Genomic DNA, 25,661 nt, shown 5'->3' with positions numbered 1-25,661 from the left:
TTATGAAAATAATCAAAAGTTATAAATTCAAATTATCAATTATCATCTTACTTATGATACTTTCAACCACTTTAATGATTATCTTTAAACTATTAAATAATTTTTACTATGGAAATGAACAATGAAGTCAAGCTATTTCAGATGTTTTTGGTTCACATGTTTTTAAAAATTGATTTAAAAACACAAGTGGTTTCATGCTAGGACCAATTGGTTTATATTCAATGGTTCAATCTAATTTATATAGTGGTTCTACTTTTTTAACACCAGTTTTTTTAGATGCATTGATTAACTGAATATATTTATTTGCTATTTTAGGTTTAATAATTCTATTAATTTTAAATTTAATTTTCAAAAATAAAATAATTGAGAGTGCGCCAAATTATTCTCATGAAAAAGTAGAAGTTCAAGAAAATAAAAATTCACAATTAATTATTAAAGAAAAAGTTACTAGAGAAGATAAATTAGTTAAAAAAACTAGTTATGATAAAGTATCAAAAAAATATTTAATTGATAGACTTGCAGAGATGTATCCTGACTATAAAAAGAGAACAATTAATGAAATTGTTAATAATTTAGTTCAAAATATTGAAAATCATTTAATAAATGGGGAAGAAGTTTTAATTGAAAACTTTGGTAAATTAGTTAAGATTGAGAAACCGGTAAAACAAGCAATTAATCCATCAAATGGAGAAAGTGTAGAAGTGCCTGCGTCAACTATAATTAAATTTAAACCTTCACGTAATTTAAAATTGATTATGTCAGATACAAAATGAACAGGAATTAAATATAATAAAAAGACAATTGAAACAATAACAATTGAAGAAGAACAAAAATAAGCTTAGGCTTATTTTTTTTCCATTATAAATAAAAAATAAATAAAGACAATATAAAAAATACCATTATTTCAAAAATTAAAACATTAATATAAAAGTAGGTTAGTTTTATACCTTAGAATAATAAAGAAAGTGAGCCAAAGGTGACAGTCTGTGCTTATTCTAGACTCTTAAAATAAAACAAAGAAATATTAAATAAAGGAGGATATATCCATGAGCGATATACTTTTTCGTTGCCCCAAATGTGGCGAAGAAATTACAAAAGATTCTTTTAAGAATCATAATTCAAACTGAACAGTTATTGAAAACTATTTAGGTGAATTAAAACAAAGACAAGAAAATGAAATTCGTGTGCAACTTAAAAATGAATTAATTACACAAATGAATGAAAAGCAAATTGCTGAAATAAATTTAGTTAAACAAGAAATGCTAAATAATTTTAATAAACAATTAGAAGCTTTAAATATTTCAATTAATGAAAAAGATAATTTAATTAATAAATTAAATGAACAAAAAGCATTAGAAATAGATAAAGAAAGAAATGTTGTTATTAACGAGTTTAGTGAAAAGATTAAAGAATATGAATTAAACATTCAAAAACAACAAAATATCATTGATCAATTAAATCAACAAAAGATTGCAGAATTAAATGAAGCAAAAAATAACTTATTAAATGAATTTAATAATGTTAAAAATTCATTAGAAATTAAACTAGCAAACAAAGAAGTTGAAATTAAAGCTTTAGATCAAAAATTAAATCTTGAAATTGAAAAAAACAAAGAAGTTCTAATTAATCAATTTAATCAAGAAATAAATAGCTTAAAACTAGAGTTAAATAATAAAAAAATTGAATTAGAAAACTTGGCCATTCAAAAAGATGCAGAGTCAAAAACTAAAGAATTAACTTTAATAAATGATTATGACAAAAGAATAGCTGATTTAGTTCAAGCTAACCGTGAGTTTAAAATTATTAATTCAAAACGTAAAGGTGAAAACTTTGAACATGAAGTGTATGAAGATTTAGTTAAAGCATTTGGATTATTTGACGGAATTGAAAAAATTACAACTGGGGAAAAGAAAGCTGATTATTTACAAACAATTAAAAATCATAAGCGTGAAGAAATAGGAAAAATTGTTTATGAAGTTAAAAATGCTGAATGAAGTAATACTTGAATCCCTAAACTATCAACTGATGCAGCAAGCAACAATACTAAATATGGAATTTTAGTAGCAACAAGTTTTAATGATAAGTATCCTGGATTACCTTTTGTTAGAAGTGACGAATATGAAAACATTTGAATCACTGATTCAGAAAGTTTTGTATTTGTTGGACAAATTGTAAGAAGATTAGTTGAATTTGAAAATGAATATAATCAAAAAATAAAAAATGTTACTAACGCTTCTGATAATGACTTATTAAAAGAATTAGAAAAACAAAAAGCTGAATTAAATGAATACTGAACAGTGCAATTTCCAACAGCTTATAAAAAAATGCAAAAAGAATTAGAAGATCTTGATAAAGTGGCTGATAGTTTAGAAAGAAACTCAACAAGAATTAAAAAATCAATTAATGTAATAAACCAACAATTCTTCAATAAAGTTCAAAAAGGACTTTCTAAGATACTTGGAGAAATGGTTATAGAAGGAGAATAATTTTTTGAGTGCTTCATTAGTAACAAGTTTAACTTTAAAAGCGGCAATAGTTTTTTTTAAAGAAACTAAAAATTGAATAGCTGAAAAAAATGCCAAAAAAATTGAAAAATATATAAAGGAAATATCACTATTCGAGAAACTTGAGGAAATTTATTTAAAAGATAATAACAGCGGATATGAAATATCAGCAAAAATAGCTCAATATTTCTTTACGGTTTATTTAGATCCGGCATTATCAAAGAAAAAAGAAATTTTTAAATACGACTGTAAAGAAATATTAAATAACTTGGAACATATTAGTTTTTATAATTCTATAACGTCAAAAGATTTAGAAATTTTAAAAAGTATCAAAGAATCAATAAATTCATTAGAAAAAGTTCAAATACCTCAATTATATAATATGGTTGAAGGGATAATTGAAGATCAGGATTGAGAAAACTTTGCTTTTAAGTTGGGAAAAGAATTTGAGGGCATTTTTAACTTAAACTCTTTTTTACATGAAAAATATATTTTTAATTTTGATGAAATAGATGGTATAGAAATAAAATATAGACCTTTAGAAAACCATAATAAGTTTATAAACGAAGAAAGTTATCAAAAAGTTAAAATTACAAGAAAGGCAGTTTTAAAAGATTTGGGAAAGATTAAATTTGATTTTAAATTAGATACTTTAGAAATTCTTTTTAATGGCCAATATTTAAATTGAGATTTAGACGATGAATTGGAAGAAACATTAGAAAGGCTGAATATCTGTGGTTTAATAAGTAGAACAACGTATGGAGCAACTTTTGGTCCCAGTAGGCCAGAATATTTGAGGTTGACAAAAAAAGCTATAAGTTTTTTAGAAAAACTATAATCTTAATAATTTTAAAGAAAAGAAATGCAAGGCATTTTTTTATTTTTAAAAAAAATGATATTTTAATCTATCTAATTTCAAAACTAAATGATATTATTTATATATTGTAAAAATACTTAAGAAAGGACTTTATGAACAAAAATAAAAAAACTTCAACAAATGCAGAATTTTTCAAAATAATTTCTAAGTATTATATAAAATACTGATGAATAACAATTATTCTAGCATTAACTATATTATCATTCTGTTTAACCAGAGCTTCAATACCACTTTTAACACAACAAATTACATTAGCTATTAAAAGTGAAAACGGAGTTGATTTAAACAAAGCAGAGAAAGCTCTTTTTTGAGGATGAAGTTCAACAACAATTATCATAGTTGCTGTATCCATGATTATAATTGATGCAATTGGAACTTTTGTTTTTAACTACTACTCATATATTTTAGGAAGAAAGATTGAAATTGATTTAAGAAATAAAATTCTTGAAAAGTTAGTAAGACAAGATATTTCATATTATTCAGATAAAAAAATTGGAGAAATTCTAACAAGTGTTGTTGCTGATACACAAAACTTAGGAGATGGTGCTGTTAGAATTCCAACAAATATTGGTATTTCACTATCACAATTTGTTGTCGCATTTACTATGACATTCATACTTGCATGAAAAATCGCAATCTTTGGATCAATTATTTACTTTGCTTTACTTGCTTTATACTTTGTTTTCTATATTCAAACTGTTAAAAAATATGCAGTTGTTAGAGAAATTTATGAAGAAGTTAATGGTAATGTTACTGATAGAGTTGGAACAATTAGATTAATTAAGTCAACTGGAACAGAAGATTATGAAAAAGCATATTTAGAAAAACAACAAGAAATTAACTACAAAGCGCATAAACCAGCTATTTTAAACTTATCATTCTTAATGACTACAGTTTATGCAGGTTCAATGATTTTACAATTTGCAATTCCAATCATTGCAGGGATTATTTACTCAATTATGGGTGATCAAGAAGCATCATCAACATTCTTTTCAACTACATTCCCAGCATACATGATCAATCAAGCAAGTTTAATAGCAACATATAGTAGTTTAATGGGAATTACATTCTCATTAGCTGTAGCTGGAGTTGCTAGTGTAAAAGTATCAAACTTATTAAAAGATGAATCAAGACTAGATCCACATTATACTGATGGAATTATAGTTAATGATATTAAAGGAGATATCGTATTTAAAGATATTGAATTTAGATACCCAGAAAAACCAGAAAAATTAATTTTACCTAAATTTAATTTTACATTTGAAGAAGGTAAATCATATGCGTTTGTTGGAGAGACTGGTTCTGGTAAATCAACAATTGCTAGATTATTATTAAGATTCTATGATCCAAGTAATGGTGATATTATTATTAATAAAAATCAAAACTTAAAAGATTTAAACTTATCAAGTTATTTAAGACATGTTGGTTATGTAGAACAAGAGCCACAAATTTTATTTGGTGATGTTTATGAAAACGTTAAGTATGGAAGATTTGATGCAACTAATGAAGAAGTTATTGAAGCATGTAAAAAAGCTGAAATACATAAATTAATTAGTTCATGACCAGAAGGATATGACACAATTCTTGGAGAAAGAGGATTTATGCTTTCTGGAGGGCAAAAACAAAGATTAGTTATTGCCAGAATGATTTTAAAAAATCCACAAATTTTAATTTTAGATGAAGCTACTTCTGCATTAGATAATATTGTAGAAAAAGAAATTCAAGCAAAACTAAATGAATTGATGAAAGGTAGAACAAGTTTTACTATTGCTCATAGACTTTCAACAATTAAAAACGTTGATCATATCATTGTTTTAGGTGGAAATGCTAAAGGTATAGTTCAACAAGGAACATTTAAAGAGTTAGTTAAAGTGGATGGTCATTTTAAAAACTTATACGAAGCAGGTTTATTAGAAGAACAAAATCAATAGGGAGGGAATTATGAAAAAGAAAAAAGAAATTTCAAATAGTCGAGCTTTTATATATTTATTTTTTAAATATTATAAGCAAGATTTTAAAAAAAATTGATGAGTAATTCCTAACTTTGTTTTTTGGGCTTTAATGTTATTTTTAGCTCCGCTACTAACAAACCAAATAAATTTAGCTTTAAGCTTAACTGATGCACAAAAAGCTGCATCTACTGGTTTTTGATTAGTTAGATTTTGAGGATTAGAAACAACTCAACTAATTATTATTTCAGTAGCATTATTATTCTTTAACTTATTTAACTCATTCTTATTTAACTGATGATCAAATACGTTTGCAAAACAAATTGAAACGCATTTAAGAAATGAAGTTTTAGAAAAACTAATAAGACAAGATATTTCTTATTATTCAGATAAAAAGATTGGTGAACTTTTAACTAATGTTATTTCTGATGCTCAAGTTGTAGGAAATCAAGCTGTTGATATTCCAATGAATGTGGCTAGTGCATTTTTCCAATCAATTATTGGATTATCATTAACTTTTATTCTTGAGTGAAGAATTGCTTTAGTCGGATGTGTAATTTTTGTATTAATTTTAATTGCGTTTTTTGGTTGTTATATTGCATTAGTTAAAAAATGAGAAAAAGTTAGATTAACATTGGAAAAAACAAATGGTAATGTAATTGATCGTGTTATCTCAATTAGATTAATTAAATCAACTGGAACAGAAGATTATGAAACACAATACTTTAAAGATAAACATGTTGATTATTATGACCAAGGAAGACCAATTGGAAAATGATTAAGTTTATTTTCAGTGATTGTTTTTGCTGGAGATTTCTTATTATTGTTTACTGCTCCTGTATTTGCTGCTGTTTTCTTTGCTGGAGATTCAGATACCACTAGAATGCAAGCATTCTTCCAAATCTTCCCTGCTTTTGTAATGGCGCAGGGAATGTTAACTGGGCCAATTATTACCTTATTTGTAATATCTGGTGGTGCTGCTATGGCTGGAGTTTCTTCATCAAGAATTCTAAAAACATTAAATGCTGAATCAATTTTAGATTTCCATTATCATGAAGGAAAAGAAATTAAAGACTTAAAAGGTGATATTGTATTCAAAAATGTTAAATTCAGATATCCTGAAAAACCAGAAAACTTAATCTTACCTAACTTTAACTTTACTTTACAATATGGTAAGTCATATGCCTTTGTTGGAGAAACAGGTTCTGGTAAATCAACTATTGCTAAATTGCTATTGAGATTTTATGATCCTAGTGAAGGACAAATATTGATTAATAATAAAGATGATTTAAAAGATTTAAATCTATCACATTACTTAAACCATGTTGGTTATGTAGAACAAGAACCACAAATTTTATTTGGTACTGTTTTAGAAAATATTAAATATGGTAAATTTGATGCAACTGATGATGATGCGATTGAAGCATGTAAAAAAGCTGAGCTACATGCATTAGTTATGAGTTGACCTGAAGGTTATCAAACTGTTTTAGGTGAACGTGGATTTATGCTTTCTGGTGGACAAAAACAACGTTTAGTTATTGCTAGAATGATTTTAAAAAATCCTGAGTTATTAATTTTAGATGAAGCTACTTCTGCTTTAGATAATATTGTGGAAAAAGAAATTCAAAATAAGTTGAATCAATTAATGAAAGGTAGAACAAGTGTTACTATCGCTCATAAACTTTCAACTATTAAAAATGTTGATCATATCATTGTACTTGGTGCTAATGGTGCTGGAATTGTACAAGAAGGAACATTTAATGAATTAACTAAAAAAGAAGGTCATTTTAAAAACTTATACGAAGCTGGAAAAATAGACAAATAATAAAACGCTAAAAAACTTAGCGTTTTTTTCTTTTTACGCAAAACACCTTTATTCAAAATAATAATTTTCAAAAATTTTCCCAAAATTTGGAAATTGTTATTTAAAAGTGCAATAATAAATTTGAGGTTAGTACCTTAACTTTAAAAAATTAGAAAAGGAAGTTGAAAAATATGTCTAAAATTAATGTTTATTCAGAAATTGGAAAATTAAAATCTGTTTTAGTACATAGACCTGGGGATGAAGTTGAAAACTTAGTTCCCGATTTATTGGAAAGGCTATTATTTGATGATATTCCATTCAAAAAAGTAGCCATTGAAGAACACGATAGATTTACAGATTTATTAAGAAGAGAAGGGGTTGAAGTTTTATACATTGAAAGATTAGTGGCTGAAGCTTTAGATCAAAATCCTAACTTGAAAGATGAATTTGTTAATAAATTTATCAAAGAAGGTATCAATGATAAAAAATACACTAAAGAATTTAAAAAATATTTATTAAGTTTATCAAATTTTGAAATGGTAAATAAAATGATAGCAGGGACTAAAAAAATAGAATTAGGTATTCATGATGAAAATCACTATCCTTTCATAGCTGATCCATTACCTAACGTATTGTTCCAAAGAGACCCTTTTGCATCAGTTGGTAATGGTGTGACTTTACACAAAATGTGATCTGTAACTCGTAACAGAGAGACATTGTTCCCGGACTTTGTGTTTAAAAATCACTCAAGATTTGCCAATGATGTGCCGCATTTCTATGAAAGAGAATGAGAAGAACCAATTGAAGGTGGAGACATCATGGTTCTTAACAAAGAAATTCTAGTTATTGGTGTTTCACAAAGAACAAGCATGAAAGCAATTGAAAGAATGTCTAAAGAAGTATTTGCAAAAGGAACATACAAAAAAATACTTGTATTAGACTTACCAAAAACAAGAGCATTTATGCACCTAGATACAGTATTAACAAATGCGGATTACGATAAATTTATCGCTCACCCATTAATATTTGATAATGTTGATGCTTTTAAAATTTATTTAATAACACCAGAAGGAAAAACTGAAATTAAAAAATCTTTAATTGATGTTTTATCAGAATTAGTTGGAAAATCAGTAAAAATAATCAAATGTGGTGGTGATGATGAAATTGCTGCTGGTAGAGAACAATGAAACGATGGAACTAACCATTTAGTTGTTGCACCAGGCAAAGTTATTGCTTATGAAAGAAACTGAGTAACAATTGATTTAATGGAAAAAGCTGGAATTGAAGTTATCAAAACTCCTTCAGCTGAATTGTCAAGAGGACGTGGAGGTCCTAGATGTATGTCTATGCCTTTATGAAGAGAAGATTTAAAACAATAAAAATATAAAAGAAAGATAAGGTTATAAAATATGGCAGTTAATTTAAAAGGAAGAAGTTTTTTAAAATTACTAGACTTCACACCTAGAGAAATCAGGTATTTACTAAATTTAAGTAGAGACTTAAAACGTGCTAAATATGCTGGTACAGAACAAAAAAATATGGAAGGTAAAAATATTGTTTTACTATTCCAAAAAGATTCAACAAGAACAAGATGTGCATTTGAGGTTGGTGCATTAGACCAAGGTGCTCATGTTACATATTTAGGACCTTCAGGATCTCAATTTGGTAAAAAAGAATCAGTTGTTGATTCAGCAAAAGTTTTAGGTAGAATGTATGATGCAATTCAATTTAGAGGATTCAAACAAAGTGATGTTGAAGACTTAGCAAAATACTCAGGAGTGCCAGTTTATAATGGTTTAACTGATGAGTTTCACCCAACACAAATTTTGGCAGACTTTTTAACAATTGAAGAAATCAAAGGTGACTTAAAAGGAATTAAATTTGTTTTTGCTGGAGATGCAAGAAACAACATGGGTAATTCATTAATGGTCGGATGTGCCAAAATGGGAATGCATTTTGTGGCAGCAGCTCCAAAAGAATTATGACCAGATGAAGCTCTAGTAAAACAATGTAAAGAAATAGCAGCAGAAACAGGTGGAACAATTACTTTATCTGATGATATGAAAAAAGCATGTACAGACGCTGATGTTGTTTATACAGACGTTTGAGTGTCAATGGGTGAAGCACCAGAAGTTTGAGAAAGTAGAATTAAACAATTAAAACCTTTCCAAGTTTCAAAAGAAAATCTTGTTAATGCTAAAAAAGATTATCTTTTCATGCACTGCTTACCAGCATTCCATGATTTAAATACATCTGTTGGTCAAGATATTCATGAAAAATTTGGACTTGAAAGTATGGAAGTAACTGATGAAATTTTCCAATCAAAACATTCAGTTGTTTTTGAAGAAGCAGAAAACAGACTACATACTATTAAAGCAGTTATGGTGGCAACTATCGGTAAACAATAGAATGCTCTAAGGAGAAATATGACAGCAACTGAAAAAAGAAAGGATGAAGATTTCAATTTAGCAGCTAAACAAGAAAAACCACAAAAAAGGAAATTTAAAATGTGGTCAGCATTCTCAATTTTATTATTGATAATTGCTTTCTTAGTTTTATTATCTTGAATTCTACATTGAACTGGAGTTTCAACAGATGTTAAAAGCACTATTGAAACACCCTGAACAGATCCTGCAACAGGATTGCCAGGTACAATAATAACAGAAACTACAAATCCAACTAAAATTCAAGCGGCTGGATTAGTCGATATATTGTTTGCACCTATGAAAGGTTTTCAAGGCAAAGCTGATGTTATTATATTTATCTTAGTTTTAGGGGCTTTTATTCAATTAACAATTGCTTCTAAATCTTTACAAGGATTCTCACAAGGAATTCTTGCAAAACTACAAGGAAAAGAAATTTATGCAATTATTCCATTAATGATTTTCTTTTCAATTTGTGGAACAGCAGAAGGAATGGCAGAAGAATCATTAGGTTTCTACATGATTTGTATTCCGCTAATGATCGCTGCTGGTTACGACACATTCACAGGTTTAATGATTGTTTTAGTTGGAGCGGGAGTAGGAGTTATTTGTTCTACAGTTAACCCATTCGTTATTACAATTGCTATGGATGGATTAAACAGTGGTTCAGGATTATCTGGTGGAAATGGTATTTCTGCTGGTGATGGTTTAGTTTGAAGATTAATCACATGAATGGTAATGACTGGAGCAGCTATTGCTTATGTTATGTGATATGCAAACAAAGTTAAAAATAATCCTTCAAAATCTGTTACATTCTCAACTTATGAAGGAGACAAACAATTCTTCTTATCAGAAAATAATGAAAAAATTATAATGACAGGAAAAAGAAAAACTTCTTTAGCAATCTTTGGATTGACATTCTTAGTTATGATTATGTATCTTGTTAATTGAGATTCAATTACAGGTACAACAGCGATGGCTGACTTTGGAGATAAAATTAATCAAAGTTTCCCATACTTAACATCAATGATTCCTGGATTTGGCCAAGGAGGATTAGATGTAGTAGCTACAATTTTCTTAATTGCTGCTATTATCATGAGTTTAGTTTTAGGATTAGGAGAAGAAGGATTCTTACAAGAATTTATGGCTGGTGCTTCAGATATTCTATCAGTTTGTTTAGTTATTGCTACAGCAGCTGGAGTAGGAGTTATTTTACAAGCAACTCACTTACAAGAACTATTTGTTAGTGGATTAAATTCATCAATTGGTGGAATTAATAGTCAAGTAGGTAAAATATTAGTTTTATTTATTCTATTCTTACCATTATCATTCTTAATCCCATCATCATCAGGATTTGCAGCAGCAATATTTCCATTAATTGCAACATCAGTAGCAGTTAAAGACTCTAATGGTGTAGTTACTGGATTCCAAGATGCAGCAGCGTCAGGATCTGTAATGGCGTTCTCAATGGCAAATGGAATATTAAACTTATTTACACCAACTTCAGGTGTTGTAATGGGAGCTGTAGCAATTTCAAGAGTTGGATATGATAGATTCTTGAAAGGAATTTGACCAGTTGTTTTAGGAGCATTTATTATTAGTATAATAATGCTTTCAATTGGTGGTGCAATCGGAGGAAGTATGGCTTAAAATATGAAAGGAAATAATATATGGCAAAAATAGTTGTAGCAATTGGTGGTAATGCTTTAGGTAATAATCCTGAAGAACAAAAACTAATTGTTAAAAATACAGCGAAACATTTAGTTGATTTTATTGAACAAAATAATGATTTAATTATTGTTCATGGAAATGGTCCTCAAGTAGGAATGATTAATAATGGATTTGAAGTAGCTAACAAAACAGATGAAAAAAATCCTATTGTTGATTTTCCTGAATGTGGAGCAATGTCTCAAGGATATATTGGTTATCATTTGCAACAAGCGATTACAAATGAATTAAATATTAGAAAAATTAAAAAAAGTGTGGCTTCAATTGTCACGCAAACATTAGTTGATAAAAATGATCTAGCTTTTAAAGATCCAACTAAACCAATCGGATCTTTTATGGATGAACAAACAGCTAAGAAAATGGCTTCTTTAAATAATTGAAATGTTAAAGAAGATGCTGGTAGAGGATGAAGAAGAGTAATAGCTTCACCAAAACCAATTAGTATTATTGAAAAAAATATGATTTCTAAATTAGTTGATGATGGATTTATTTTAATTGCAGCTGGTGGAGGAGGGGTTCCTGTTATTGAAGAAAATAATTTTATTCAAGGAGTAGCCGCTGTTATTGATAAAGACTTTGCAGCAGCAAAAATTGCAGAATTATGTAATGCGGATTCTCTTATTATACTTACAGCTGTTGATAGAGTTTTAATTAACTACAATAAAGCAAATCAATCTTCAATTAAAGAAATGAATATTAAATTAGCAGAACAATACATTTTGGAAAACCAGTTTGCCTCAGGTTCAATGCTACCTAAAGTGCAAGCAGCAATGGCATTTGTCAAATCATCAAATGGTAAACCTGCATATATAGGTTCACTAGATAAAGTTGCAGCAGTTTTAAAAGGCGAATCAGGAACAAAAATAACAAAATAACAAATAAAAAACCTTTAAACAAAATTTTTATGATTTATAAAGGTTTTTTTATTTTTAAATTATGTTTTACTCAGTTTGTTAAAATAAATCAAAAGGTTAAAAAATAATGAATAATAAAATAAAAATGCACACATTTCCAAAATCTTTGATATTAAGATCAGTTGATAACTATTTATTTGTTGATCCGAATAAATCATTTACATTAGTAAAAATAAATTTAAGGAATATCAAAATAGAAAAAACTTATACCATCAATGACTTAAAAGATTTTAAAAAATTTATTCAGACTGATAGTAATTTTTATTTTGAATTAGCAAATGATTCTAATAAAACTGAAATTGAAAAAAGCTGGTCCAAAATAGAATCAAATTTTTGTAATTTTATTTCAAAGTGTAAAAATAAAATTGATGATTTAGAAATAAATAGCTCATTTCAATCAAAATCTATCAATTCACTAGATAAGTTTTTTGAACAACATGAAAAAACAATTAATGATTTCATTAAACTTACATTATTTAGAGATACTAATTTTTATAACAAAGTTTTACACGCTGTTGATTTAACAAATAATAAAGTTGATTTATTAAATTTAAATCAACTTATAAATGAGCAAAAATTTACAAGCTTTAAAGATGTTGAAAACTCTTATAACAATTTTGAATTTAATCAAGATGAGTATGAATTTAGAATAATACCCTTTTTTGATAATTTTTTAACAACTCCAATAATTAGGAATTTAAACAATAAAGGTTTTTTAATTCCTTTTTGCGATTTTTTTGCAATTTTATATGTTAAAAAGAATTATGTTTTTTGTATAAATAACCAAGGTTTAATAAGTCTTGAAGAAAAAGAAAAAAACTATAAAATATTTTCAAGAATACCTCCTTTTTTGAGTATTTACATTGATGAAAAATTTGATTTTGAAAAAAATTTATCAGTTGAAATGATTATTACAAAATTAGCTAATTATTCTTTTGATTGCTGATTAAAATCTAATTATACAAACCATCAAAACTTATATATTATTGATCAATCAGATAAATTTGATGAGAACTTTAAAATGAACTTTAATAAATTGGAAATGATTTTGAAAGAAATTAATGAATATTTACTTAAAGATAAAACTATTCAAAAAGCTTTTGTTTTTAAAATAAAATCATAATTTTTGTTTTTTTCCTTAATAACTATATGAGGTGAAAAGAATGAAGGATTATATAGTTTGTGATATTAACTCAATTGATGATAATTATTTATATGTTGAGTATCAAAATAAAGGAGAATACTTTTCTTATTTATCAAAAGATAATTTTAAAAATGAAAAAAACATTAAATTATTTATTGTTGATCATAATACTGAATTTGAAAATGTTGAAATAGCTTTCAGATCAAGAGATGAAAGAAACCTTTTTAAAGAATTGGTGAAAATTAAAACAGTAGGGCTTAAAACTTCTTTTTATTTATTAAATAATTTTTCATTTGAAGAATTTATAAAAATGATTGAAGAATACGATATTGAAAGATTGGCTAAATTAAAAGGAATTGGCAATTATACAGCTAAACTAATAATTGAAGAATTACAAAAGCATTTTTTCAAAAACAAAATAACTCAAAAAAAAGAAAAAATAATGACAGCACTTGTTAAGTTAGGATTTTCTTATAAAACAATAATGAAAAATATTGCTAATGTTGATAACTCACTTTCAGTGGATGAAATAACTAAAATAGTTATGGAACAAATTAGTTATGAGTAATGATTTTAGACCAAGTAAGTGGAGTGAGTACATTGGACAAGAAAAGGTTATTAAGAATTTAAAAATATGTATAGAATCATCAATCAAACAAAATAAAGTTTTAGATCCGATAATTTTCTCAGGACCAAGTGGAATGGGTAAAACAAGCTTAGCTTATTTGTTAAGCAAAATATTAAAAACCAAAATTTATATCATAAATGGTCCTAGTTTACAAAGACCAAGTGACTTAATTTCAGTTCTAACAAGTATAAAAGAAAACCAAATTCTTTTTATTGATGAAGTTCATTCAGTTAGCAAAGACATCATGGAAGTTTTATATCCGGTTTTAGAAGAAAATAAACTTAGCATTATTATTGGAAAAGAATATAATTCTAAAATAGTTAATATAAAGTTACCAAATTTCACTATCATAACTGCAACAACAGAAATAAATAAATTACCATTTCCTTTTTTAAATAGATTTCCAATACAATTTGAATTAGTGGGTTACAATCATGATGATTTGACGAAAATTATAATTAATACATTTAATAAATTAGAATACAAAATAGAAATAGAACAAGCAAAGATTATTGCTAAATTTTCTCGATTAGTCCCAAGAGTTGCTATAAATTTGGTAAAAAGAATTTATGATTTTTTAATAACAGAAAAAATAATAGACTTATCAGAAAAAAATTTAATATGAGTTTTTAAACAAATGGGACTTTATGAATATGGTTTAAATGAAAAAGATTTAGACTACTTATTTACACTATCAGAAAATAATACATTGTCATTAGATAGCTTAGCACAAATTATAAATGTACCTAATCAAACAATTTTAAATAATATGGAGCCAATCTTTTTAAAAGAAAGATTAATTATAAAAACAGGCCGTGGTAGACAATTAACTAACAAAGGAAAAATGTATTTAGAAAAAAATAAAAATCAATATATTTAGAAAAGAAAATTAATAATTTTGGAATTATAATCTTAACATTGAATAAGGGAGATCAAACATGAAACAATATATTGAATTAGTTAATGAAATTTTAAAAGATGGAGAAAAACGAGAAGATCGAACAAACACAGGAACAATATCTAAGTTTGGTGTGCAAAAAAGATATGATCTTCGTGAAGGTTTTCCTTTATTAACAACTAAAAAAGTTTTCTATAAAGCAATATTTCATGAAATGTTATGATTTATTAGAGGGGATACTAACATAAAATATTTAGTTGACAATAATGTAAAGATTTGAAATGAATGACCTTATGATAATTTTAAAAAATCAGCTGAATTTAATAATGAAACTTTACAAGAATTTGTCGAAAGATTAAAAAGTGATAATGATTTTTGTAGTAAATGAGGAGATTTAGGTCCTGTTTATGGAAAACAATGAAGAGACTTTGGTGGAGTTGATCAATTTACTAAATTAATTAATGATATTAAAAACAATCCATTTTCAAGAAGACATATTGTTTCAGCATGAAATCCAGCAGAAGTAGATAACATGCTATTACCTCCGTGTCATTCATTTTGACAAGTTTATGTTTCAAAAGATGGTTGATTAGATTTACAATTGTATCAAAGAAGTGGAGATGTATTTTTGGGAGTTCCTTTCAATATAGCTTCATATGCATTGCTAATGGAATTAATTGCAAAAGAATGTAATTTAAAGGCGAGATACTTCGTTCATACAATTGGTGATGCACATATTTATTTAAATCACTTAGATCAAATTAATGAACAATTAAAAAGAGAACCGTTGCCATTATGTAAAATTAATATAAATTCAAATAAATCAATTTTTGATATATCATTTGAAGATATTGAAATTGAAGGTTATCAAAGTCATGCAAAAATTACAGGAGAAGTTGCAGTTTAGTAGCTTCTTTTTTCTTAGTTACAATATTAGCACTCTCCTATTGACTTTGCTAAATTTATGTATTAATATATTTACAAACCTAGGAAATAGGTTTTTATCAAGGAGGGAATTTATTATGGAATTTCAACAAAAAGGCGAAGAAGTAAACGCATTAGAAAAATATACTCGTGACTTAACTCAAACAGCTAAGGATGGGAAAATTGATCCAATCATTGGAAGAGAAGAAGAAATTTTAAGAGTTATTAGAATTCTTTCAAGAAAAACTAAAAATAATCCAGTTTTAATTGGTGAACCTGGAGTTGGTAAAACAGCTGTAGTTGAAGGACTTGCTCAAAGAATAGTCAAAGGAGATGTTCCTTCAATTTTAAAAGGCAAAAGAATATTAGAGTTAGACATGGGAAGTTTAATGGCAGGAGCAATGTATCTTGGTGATTATGAATCAAGAGTTAAAGCTATTGTTAATGAAATAAAAAAATCAGAAGGTGAAATAATTCTATTTATAGATGAACTTCACTTAATTGTTGGTGCAGGTAAAACAGGTAGTGGGGGAGGAATGGATGTTTCTAACCTATTGAAACCAGCTCTTGCAAGAGGTGAATTAAAAGCAATTGGTGCAACAACTTTAAAAGAATATAGGGAATACATTGAAAAAGATTCTGCTTTAGAAAGAAGATTCCAAAGAGTTATGGTTGAAGAACCAACAGTTGATCAAACTATTTCAATACTTAGAGGATTAAAAGAAAGATTTGAAACATATCATGGAGTTAGAATTCATGATAATGCAATTGTTAGTGCTGCAAATTTATCAAATAGATATATAGCGGATAGATTTTTACCAGATAAAGCAATTGACTTAATTGATGAAGCTTCATCAACTATTAAAACTGAATTAGCAAGTGTGCCTACTGAGCTAGATCAAATAAATAGAAAAGTTATGCAATTAGAAATTGAAAAAAGTGCTCTTTCAAAAGAAAAAGATGACAAGTCAAAAGAAAGATTAGCTGAAGCTATTAAAGAACTTGAAAAAACAAAAATTGCACAAGAAAAATTAGCTAGTGAATGAAATGAACAAAAATCAGAACTAGAAAAAATTAATGGTTTTAAAACAACAATTGAAAATTTAAGAAATGAATTAGAAATTGCACAAAATGAAGGTAATTATAAACGTGCTGGTGAAATTCAATATTCATTATTGCCAACTTTAGAAAAACAATTAAGTGAAGCTGAAAAAAATACTCGTGAAACATTAGTTAGTGAAGAAGTTACTGAAAAAAATGTAGCTGAAATCGTTGCTAAATGAACAGGTATTCCAGTTGATAGATTAGTTGAATCAGAAAAAACTAAATTACTTGAACTTGAAACTACACTTGAAGAAAGAGTAAAAGGTCAAAACGAAGCTATTGAAGCAGTTTCTCAAGCAATCTTAAGAAGTAGAAGTGGAATTAAAGATCCAAATAAACCAATTGGTTCTTTCCTATTTTTGGGACCTACTGGAGTTGGTAAAACTGAAATAGCAAGAAGCTTAGCTGATATATTATTTAACTCAAGTAAAAAAATGGTAAGAATTGACATGAGTGAATATATGGAAAAACATAGTGTTTCAAAATTAATTGGTTCTCCTCCTGGATATGTTGGATATGAAGAAGGTGGAAGATTAACTGAAGCAGTTAGAAGAAATCCTTATTCAATCGTTTTATTTGATGAAATTGAAAAAGCTCACCCAGATGTTTTTAATATTCTATTACAAGTGTTGGATGAAGGAAGAATTACTGACTCTCTAGGAAAAACAGTGGACTTTAAAAATACAATTATTATTTTAACTTCAAATTTAGGTAGTGAATATATTTTAAAAAACGGTTCAACATCTGAAGAAAGTAAAATAGCAATTCAATCTGAATTATTAAAACACTTTAGACCAGAGTTTTTAAATAGAATTGATAATGTTGTAATATTTAATCCATTATCAAAAGAAAATATTGCTGAAATTGTTACAAAAGAATTAAACATTTTATCAACTAGATTAGAAAATGATAAAAACTTATTTTTAACATTTGACTTAAAGGCAAAAAATAAAATAATTGATGAAGGTTACGATCCACAATTTGGAGCTAGACCAATTAAAAGATATATTGAGAAAAACATTGAAACTTTATTAGCTCAAAAAATTATTTCTGGTGAAATTGAAGAAAACATTAGATATACAATAACAGTTGAAAATGATAGCTTTTCTTTATCAAAAATTAGAAATTAGTAAAAAAAGTAGCAATCTAATACATAGAGTGCTAAAATAAAAACAGGTGATCATAATGTTAAGCGAAAGACAAGCTCAAATTTTAAAAGTAATTGTTTCAGAGTATATTAAGACTAATCAAGCTGTTAGTTCAAAAAGAATTCAAGAATTACTTAATATACAAGTTTCAAGCGCAACAATCAGAAATGATTCTGCAACACTTGAGGAAATGAATTATTTAGAAAAACAACACACATCATCTGGAAGAGTTCCTTCAACAAAGGGATACAGATATTATGTTGATCACTTAATGGAATTTGATGATTGTAATGAGAGTTTAAAAGAAAACTTGAAAACAATTTTATTTCAACGTGGGACAAAAATTGAAAATGTTTTAGAACAAGCTAGTCAAATAATTAGTGAAATGACTAAGATGACTGCTATTGTTACCAAACAAAACTTAAATAGTGAGTTAATGGTTAAAAAAATAGATCTAATTCCATTATCAGAAACTATGGCATCAGTAATTTTCATTCTTTCAAATGGAGAAATGCAAAATCAACTGTTCGATCTAAAAAATATTTCATTATCAGATTTATCAATATCAATAAAAATATTTTCAGATTGTTTAGTAGATACTCCTGTTAAGGAAATAGAAAATAACATATCACTTATTAGACCTAACTTAGAAAACACAGTTAAAAACTATGATTTAATTTTAGAGACTTTTATGTCAAACATTTTACAACCAAAAGAATCTAAAAAAGAAATTGTTGGAATGAAAAACATGTTAGAAAATCCTGAGTTTAATGACACAGAAAAACTTAAAAAAGTTATTAACATAATGGAAAACATGTCACCGTTTGACTGATTTGATGTAAGTTATAGTTCAAATCAAAAAATGATTCAAATAAGTACAAAAATCGGTGAAGAAATATCTGAAGATTTAAGTGATATTTCAATTGTCGAAACGGCAATTAAAACTGAACAAGGTTCGACCATGTTAACATTGGTTGGGCCTAAGAGAGTTGATTATTCTCAAGCTAATCAATTAATTAACTTGATTGTAGAAATAATAAATGGAGATGATCATAAAAATGAGTAATGAAAAAGAATTAAAAAAAGAAGAAACTTCAGTTGAAAATAATGAAAAAGAAGTTATAACTGAAGAAATAAAAAAAGAAAAAAAAGATTATAAAAAAATGATTCAAGATCTTAAAAAGCAAATTGAGAGTTGTGAAAAAGAAATTGAATTTCAAAAAGGTTTAAGAAATGCAGATATTGCAAATTTAACTAAAAAAAGAAATGAACAAGAAGCTTTAATTAGAAAATATGGTTCAAGCAATTTAGCTGAAGACTTAATTAAACCAATTGATTTATTAAAAAAAGTAGTTGATACACCTACTGAAAGTCCAGAATTACAAAACTATTTAATGGGATTTAAAATGATCATCAGTCAAATAGAAAATGCATTTGAAAATAATGGAATAAAAGCAATGGGTGTTAAAGCGGGGGATGAATTCGATTCGAATTTTCATGAAGCAAATGAATCACTAGAAGATAGTGGTATGGAATCAAATAAAATAGTGTCTGTGATTTCAGATGGATATATGATTCACGATAGAGTATTAATTCACGCAATTGTAAAAGTGGCAAAATAGTTAAATATTAAGAGGAGAAATAATTTTATGGCAAAAGAAAGAATTATAGGAATAGATTTAGGTACAACTAACTCAGTTGTTTCAATCATGGAGGGTGGACAACCAATCATTTTAGAAAACCCAGAAGGACAAAGAACAACACCATCAGTTGTAGCATTTAAAAATGAAGACATTATTGTTGGTGGAGCTGCAAAACGTCAAGCAGTTACAAATCCAAACGTTGTTATCTCAGTTAAATCAAAAATGGGAACAAATGAAAAAATTGATGTAAATGGTAAACAATATACACCAGAACAAATTTCAGCAGAAATTTTAAGATACATGAAAAAATATGCTGAAGAAAAAGTTGGAGAAAAAATTACTAAAGCAGTTATTACAGTTCCTGCTTACTTCAATGATTCACAACGTAAAGCAACTAAAGACGCAGGTAAAATTGCAGGTTTAGAAGTTGAAAGAATTATTAATGAACCAACAGCTGCTGCGTTAGCTTATGGTTTAGAGAAAAAAGATAAAGAAGAAAAAGTTTTAGTTTATGATCTAGGGGGAGGAACATTTGACGTTTCTATCTTAGAATTAGCTGATGGAACATTCGAGGTTTTATCAACAAGTGGAGATAACAAACTTGGTGGAGATAACTTTGATACTCAAATCATTAACTGATTAATTGAAAAAATTAAAATTGAAAGTGGTGTTGATTTAAAAAACGATAAAATGGCATTACAAAGATTAAAAGACGAAGCTGAAAAAGCAAAAATCAATTTATCAAGTCAATTAGAAGTAGAAATTAATTTACCATTTATTGCAATGAACGAAAATGGACCTGTTTCATTCTCAACTCAATTCTCAAGAACAGAATTTGACAAAATTACAAAAGAATTAGTTGATAGAACTTCAAAACCTGTTAAAGATGCATTACAAGCAGCTAAATTAAGCGCAAGTGACATTGATGAAGTTTTATTAGTTGGTGGATCAACAAGAATTCCAGCAGTTCAAAAAATTGTTAAAGAATTATTAGGTAAAGAACCTAACCGTTCAATTAACCCAGATGAAGTTGTAGCTATGGGTGCTGCTATTCAAGGTGGAGTATTAGCTGGAGATGTTACTGATGTATTATTATTAGACGTTACACCATTATCTTTAGGAATCGAAACTATGGGTGGAGTTATGACTAAATTAATTGATAGAAATACAACTATCCCTACAGAAAAATCACAAGTATTCTCAACAGCAGTTGATAACCAACCAGCAGTTGATATTAATGTATTGCAAGGTGAAAGACCAATGGCAGCTGACAATAAATCATTAGGTCAATTCCAATTGACTGGAATTAAACCAGCTCCAAAAGGTACTCCACAAATTGAAGTTACATTTAAAATTGATGTAAATGGAATTGTAAGTGTTATTGCTAAAGATAAAGACACTAATGAAGAAAAATCTATTACAATTAGTAATTCTGGAGCATTAAGTGATGCTGATATTGAAAAAATGATTAAAGAAGCTGAAGCAAATGCAGAAGCTGATGAACTAAAAAGAAAAAATATTGAATTAAAACATAAAGCTGAAAGTTATGTTGCAATTATTGAATCAAGCTTAACTCAAGAAGGAATAGAAGTTCCACAAGAACAAAAAGAACAAGCTGAAAAAATGATAACTGAAGTTAAAGAATTAATTGAAAAAGAAGATTATGAAACTTTAGAAACTAAAGTTAATGAATTAGAACAAATGATTCAAATGGCAAGTCAATTTGCTCAAGCACAAGGTGTTCAACCTGAAGAAGAAAAATCAGATTCAGAAGAAAACAAATAAAAATAAATTTAAAAAACTAACAACTGTTAGTTTTATTTTTTAAAAAGGAATAACAACATGGCAAAAAGAGATTATTATGAAGTTTTAGGTGTTTCTAAAACTTCAACAGAACAAGAAATTAAAAGTGCTTATAGAAAACTTGCTAAAAAGTACCACCCTGATGTGAATAAAGAAAGCGGTGCTGAAGAAAAGTTTAAAGAAGTAAATGAAGCTGCAAGCATTTTACTTGATGCTGACAAAAGAGCTAAATATGATCAATTTGGTCATGCTGCTTTTGATGGTAGTTCAGGATTTGGCGGTTCTGGTTTTGGAGGATTTGAGGATTTCTTCTCAAACATGGGTGGAGGAATGGACTTTGGTGACATTTTCTCAGACCTATTTGGTGGAGGAAGAAGTAGTCGTTCATCTAGAAGAGGACCAAGCAAAGGCCAAGATATCGGTTTAGAAGTAACTTTAACTTATAGAGAATTAGTTTTTGGAGTTAACAAAAGAACAATTTTAAATTTAATTAAGAATTGTGCTAAATGTAATGGTGTTGGAGCAGAAAATCCAAACGATGTTCATACTTGTACAAAATGTAATGGAGCAGGACAAATAATTGTTAACAAACAAATGGGTCCTTTCCAAGTTCAAAACCAAATTACTTGTGATAAATGTAATGGAATCGGAAAAGAATTCAAAAATAAATGTAAAAATTGTCATGGTAAAGGTGTTGAAACAAAAAGAGAAGAAATTGAAATACCATTACCAAAAGGATTATGACCTGGTCAACAGTTTGTTATGCGTGGACAAGGACATGCTTCATTAGAAGGTGGAATGCCTGGAGATCTTTTTATAACTATTGGTATAGTTAAAAGTGATGTATTTGAATTAGTACAAAATTCTAATGATTTAATTATGAATTATAATATTTCATATCTTGATGCAATTTTGGGAAATGAAGTTATTATTAAAACTTTAGATGGACCTGTTAAATTAAAAATACCAAAAGGTGTTCATTCAGGGCAATTAATAAAAGTTCATGACAAAGGTCTATTTAAAAATCAAACATCTGATAAACGTGGAGATTTATTAATTAGAATTAATATATCAGTCCCAACTTCAGTTTCAAAAGAAGAGAAAAAAATACTTAAAAATTTAGAAGAACTTTCATCATTTGAACCAAAAAACAATATTGAATAAAATCAACTTTAATTATAAGTTGATTTTTTATTTGAATATTAATAATTTATTAGATAAAATAACTAAGTATAAAATGAATATGAAAACTTATATAATCCTTCATATCGGGAAGGAGTCTCTACCTAACACCAATGTTAGATTATGAGTTTTATAGTTTTCACTATGCGTATTTTGCGCGTTGTGAAAACTCTTTTTATTTTTGCTGAGTTCTTCATTGAATTTTATACATAGAAAGAATAGGCAAAATGAATAATAAAAGTCCTAAACAGACTCAAGCTGAAAATGAGTCTGAATTATTTTTAAATGAAACACCTGAGCAAACAGCTCAGAGAAACAAGGAAGCTTTTGTCTTCAGCAACAATAAAGCTATCCGTTCAATTGAAAAGTACTTTAAGTTTGATACTTTAGGTGCGATTATGAAAAAAGAAATCATTGGTGGAGTTACAACTTTCCTTTCACTAATGTATATTCTTACAGTTAACCCTGGGTTGGTTTCAAATACTCCTTCAATAAACGAAAGCGCAGGAGCAATGAATTACTTTGGTATTTTCTTTGCTACAGCATTGGTTTCAGGTATTTGTTGTATTGTTATGGGTTTATTTGCTAATATTCCTGTTGCAATGTCTACATCAATGGGTATGAATGCTTTAGTAAGCGTAAACATTGGAATCAGTGGTGGTTTAGGTTTTGAAGGAGCTATGATAGTTACAATGCTTTCATCAGTAGTTTTTGTAACTGTTTCACTAACACCACTAAGATCATTTATTATTAAGTCAATTCCAAAAGGAATAGTTTTAGCAATTGGTATAGGTATTGGTTTATTTATAGCTTATGTTGGGATTTCAAGCATGGGTTGATTAGCTATGCAAGAAGATTCTGGAGTACCAGTAGCTTCTGTTGCAACATTAAGAGATAACTACTTGCCAATTATTTTAGGCTCTGTAACATTACTTTTAATTTTATTTTTAACATTTAAAAAAATACCGGGAGCAGTTGCTTTAGCAATTTTATCAATGTCAGTTATAGCAATTATACTAGCTTCTACACTTCCAAGTGATTCAAAAGCAATTTCATTATTAGGTTCAGCTGACTTAAGAAAATGAGAAGGTTGAAATTATGATTTTGAAGGATTCGCATGAAATTGAAAATCAACATTTAAAGCATTTGGAAATACTAAAATTTGAACATCACCTGTAACTTATATTTCAATATTTGTTGTTATGTTAATTAACTTCTTTGATGCTACAGGAACTATGGCAGCATTTACAAATCAATTAGATAAAAAAACAAATCAACATAAAGAAATTAGTCAAAGAGCTTTAGTTATTGACTCAGTTGGTACAATGATGGCTTCAGTAACAGGAACAACACCTTTAGGAGTTTTTGCAGAATCTGGAGCAGGAATTGAGCAAGGCGCAAAAACAGGATTGGCAGCAATTGTTAATGGTATATTATTCTTATTAGCTATTGCATTATTTCCAATCTTTAAATTAATTCCTCAACCTATTACAAGTGCAGCTTGTGTATACATTGGAATTATGATGATAAAAGAAGCAGCTCATGTTGAATGAGAAAAGCCAGAATTTTTGGTTCCAACTTTCTTATCAATTTTATTTATGATAGCAACTTATGAAATTGCTAATGGTGTAGCAATGGCGTTTATTAGCTATTCATTCATGATGATGATAACTGGTAAAGCTAAAAAGGTTAACCCTTCAGTTTATTGTTTATCTTTATTATTTATTATTTACTTTATTGCTTTTGCATTCATACAAATATAATTTGAAATAAACAAAAATATGATAAAATTAAATTACTCATTTGAGTAATTTTTTTGTGTAAGGAGGAACTATGAAAAAGAAAGTTATTGTAGGTTTAAGCGGTGGAGTTGATTCATCAGTAGCAGCTTATTTACTAATTCAACAGGGTTATGAAGTTGAAGGATTATTTATGCGTAACTGAGATTCCTCAGCAAACAATGATATTTTAGGTAATCAAGAAATTGATAATGATGTGTGTCCTCAAGAACAAGATTATTTAGATGCTTTAGAAGTAGCAAATAAATTGGGAATTAAATTACATAGAATTGATTTTGTTCAAGAATATTGAGAATATGTTTTTGAATACTTTATTAAAGAATATAAAAAAGGAAGAACTCCTAACCCAGATATCTTATGCAACAAATATATTAAATTTGATAAATTTTTAAATCATGCAATTAATGAATTGAAAGCAGATTATATTGCTATGGGTCATTATGCTGGAGTTAGATTTAATGAAGAAACAAAACAATATGAAATGATTCGTGCAGTTGATACAAACAAAGATCAAACATATTTCTTATGTCAATTAACTCAAGCTCAGTTATCAAAAACTTTATTTCCGTTACAAAGTTTGGAAAAACCTGAAATTAGAAAAATTGCAGCTGAACAAGGATTAATTACAGCTGACAAAAAAGATTCAACAGGAATTTGTTTTATTGGTGAAAGAGAATTTACTAAATTCTTACAAAACTATATTTCAAATCAACCTGGTGATATTGTTGATATTAAAACTAATGCAGTTGTTGGAAAACACATTGGAGCTATGTATTACACAATAGGGCAAAGAAAAGGTCTTAATTTGGGTGGAATGAAAGAACCCTACTATGTTGCTGCAAAAGATATTGAGAAAAAAATAATTTATGTTTGTCCAGCAAGTGATGAAAGTTATTTATTATCAAATAGTGCAACTGTAAATGAAATTAATTGATCATTAGATATATCAAAATATTTAGATAATATTAATGAATTTGAATGTACAGCAAAATTTAGATATAGACAACCTGATGTAAAAGTTAAACTAACTAAAATTAAAGATACGCAATATAAAGTATCTTATGATGCAGTAGTTAAAGCGGTAACTCCAGGTCAAGAAGCAGTATTCTACTTAAACGATATTTGTTTAGGTGGAGGAATTATTGATATAGTAGAATAATTTTAGAAAAAATAATTTATAATAATAAAG

20 protein-coding genes and 1 riboswitch are annotated in these 25,661 nt (G+C 27.6%); all 20 genes read left to right on the top strand.

Annotated elements, in window-relative coordinates:
- The first annotated feature begins 2 nt into the window (after window positions 1–2).
- A complete protein-coding gene (locus tag MENTO_RS02325; RefSeq protein WP_099651263.1) occupies window positions 3–836 on the top strand; it encodes an HU family DNA-binding protein in 834 nt (277 codons plus the stop codon).
- 210 nt (window positions 837–1,046) lie between these two features.
- Window positions 1,047–2,486 carry a DUF2130 domain-containing protein gene (locus MENTO_RS02320; RefSeq protein WP_099651262.1) on the top strand — a complete coding sequence of 480 codons (1,440 nt, stop codon included), beginning with the start codon at window positions 1,047–1,049 and terminating at the stop codon, window positions 2,484–2,486.
- A gap of 4 nt (window positions 2,487–2,490) precedes the next feature.
- The gene (locus tag MENTO_RS02315) at window positions 2,491–3,342 is read left to right on the top strand and encodes a hypothetical protein (protein ID WP_099651261.1); all 852 of its coding nucleotides are present in this window, start codon (window positions 2,491–2,493) and stop codon (window positions 3,340–3,342) included.
- Window positions 3,343–3,473: 131 nt separating this feature from the next.
- Entirely contained in the window at window positions 3,474–5,312 is a 1,839-nt protein-coding gene (locus MENTO_RS02310; RefSeq protein WP_099651260.1) for an ABC transporter ATP-binding protein, read from the top strand.
- Window positions 5,313–5,322: 10 nt separating this feature from the next.
- On the top strand, window positions 5,323–7,155 hold the full coding sequence (locus MENTO_RS02305) for an ABC transporter ATP-binding protein (RefSeq protein WP_099651259.1): 1,833 nt from the start codon (window positions 5,323–5,325) through the stop codon (window positions 7,153–7,155).
- Between the two features lie 161 nt (window positions 7,156–7,316).
- Complete coding sequence (locus MENTO_RS02300; protein ID WP_407657509.1) at window positions 7,317–8,513, top strand: arginine deiminase; 1,197 nt, start codon at window positions 7,317–7,319, stop codon at window positions 8,511–8,513.
- Window positions 8,514–8,543: 30 nt separating this feature from the next.
- On the top strand, window positions 8,544–9,542 hold the full coding sequence (gene argF / locus MENTO_RS02295; RefSeq protein ID WP_099651257.1) for an ornithine carbamoyltransferase: 999 nt from the start codon (window positions 8,544–8,546) through the stop codon (window positions 9,540–9,542).
- Between the two features lie 99 nt (window positions 9,543–9,641).
- Window positions 9,642–11,207 (top strand): YfcC family protein, encoded by a 1,566-nt coding sequence (locus MENTO_RS02290; protein WP_099651529.1) that lies wholly within the window; start codon window positions 9,642–9,644, stop codon window positions 11,205–11,207.
- 20 nt (window positions 11,208–11,227) lie between these two features.
- The gene (arcC, locus tag MENTO_RS02285; protein WP_099651256.1) at window positions 11,228–12,160 is read left to right on the top strand and encodes a carbamate kinase; all 933 of its coding nucleotides are present in this window, start codon (window positions 11,228–11,230) and stop codon (window positions 12,158–12,160) included.
- 106 nt (window positions 12,161–12,266) lie between these two features.
- Window positions 12,267–13,322, top strand: a complete 1,056-nt coding sequence (locus MENTO_RS02280) for a hypothetical protein (RefSeq protein WP_099651255.1) — start codon at window positions 12,267–12,269, stop codon at window positions 13,320–13,322.
- Between the two features lie 40 nt (window positions 13,323–13,362).
- Window positions 13,363–13,911, top strand: coding sequence for a Holliday junction branch migration protein RuvA (gene ruvA / locus MENTO_RS02275; RefSeq protein WP_099651254.1), 549 nt, complete (start codon window positions 13,363–13,365; stop codon window positions 13,909–13,911).
- Window positions 13,904–14,851: a Holliday junction branch migration DNA helicase RuvB gene (gene ruvB / locus MENTO_RS02270; RefSeq protein ID WP_099651253.1), complete on the top strand. Its 948-nt coding sequence runs from the start codon at window positions 13,904–13,906 to the stop codon at window positions 14,849–14,851. The genes ruvA and ruvB overlap by 8 nt, the downstream gene beginning before the upstream one ends.
- A gap of 58 nt (window positions 14,852–14,909) precedes the next feature.
- Window positions 14,910–15,776, top strand: a complete 867-nt coding sequence (locus MENTO_RS02265; protein WP_099651252.1) for a thymidylate synthase — start codon at window positions 14,910–14,912, stop codon at window positions 15,774–15,776.
- A gap of 115 nt (window positions 15,777–15,891) precedes the next feature.
- A complete protein-coding gene (locus tag MENTO_RS02260; protein WP_099651251.1) occupies window positions 15,892–18,027 on the top strand; it encodes an ATP-dependent Clp protease ATP-binding subunit in 2,136 nt (711 codons plus the stop codon).
- Between the two features lie 55 nt (window positions 18,028–18,082).
- Window positions 18,083–19,111, top strand: coding sequence for a heat-inducible transcriptional repressor HrcA (hrcA, locus tag MENTO_RS02255; RefSeq protein ID WP_099651250.1), 1,029 nt, complete (start codon window positions 18,083–18,085; stop codon window positions 19,109–19,111).
- The gene (locus tag MENTO_RS03885) at window positions 19,104–19,667 is read left to right on the top strand and encodes a nucleotide exchange factor GrpE (protein WP_206335753.1); all 564 of its coding nucleotides are present in this window, start codon (window positions 19,104–19,106) and stop codon (window positions 19,665–19,667) included. Before hrcA ends, MENTO_RS03885 begins: the two co-directional genes overlap by 8 nt.
- Before the next feature lie 27 nt (window positions 19,668–19,694).
- On the top strand, window positions 19,695–21,473 hold the full coding sequence (dnaK, locus tag MENTO_RS02250; protein WP_206335751.1) for a molecular chaperone DnaK: 1,779 nt from the start codon (window positions 19,695–19,697) through the stop codon (window positions 21,471–21,473).
- 57 nt (window positions 21,474–21,530) lie between these two features.
- Complete coding sequence (dnaJ, locus tag MENTO_RS02245) at window positions 21,531–22,655, top strand: molecular chaperone DnaJ (RefSeq protein WP_099651249.1); 1,125 nt, start codon at window positions 21,531–21,533, stop codon at window positions 22,653–22,655.
- A 67-nt stretch (window positions 22,656–22,722) separates the two neighbouring features.
- A riboswitch (purine riboswitch) is annotated at window positions 22,723–22,817 on the top strand.
- 83 nt (window positions 22,818–22,900) lie between these two features.
- Window positions 22,901–24,436, top strand: coding sequence for an NCS2 family permease (locus MENTO_RS02240; RefSeq protein WP_099651248.1), 1,536 nt, complete (start codon window positions 22,901–22,903; stop codon window positions 24,434–24,436).
- 70 nt (window positions 24,437–24,506) lie between these two features.
- Window positions 24,507–25,631, top strand: a complete 1,125-nt coding sequence (gene mnmA, locus MENTO_RS02235) for a tRNA 2-thiouridine(34) synthase MnmA (RefSeq protein WP_099651247.1) — start codon at window positions 24,507–24,509, stop codon at window positions 25,629–25,631.
- Window positions 25,632–25,661 lie beyond the last annotated feature (30 nt).

The organism is Mesoplasma entomophilum (assembly GCF_002804125.1).
Classification (GTDB): domain Bacteria; phylum Bacillota_I; class Bacilli_A; order Mycoplasmatales; family Mycoplasmataceae; genus Mesoplasma; species Mesoplasma entomophilum.
The sequence above is the reverse complement of the archived record's forward strand: the minus strand, read 5'-3'. Positions and strand labels throughout refer to the sequence as shown.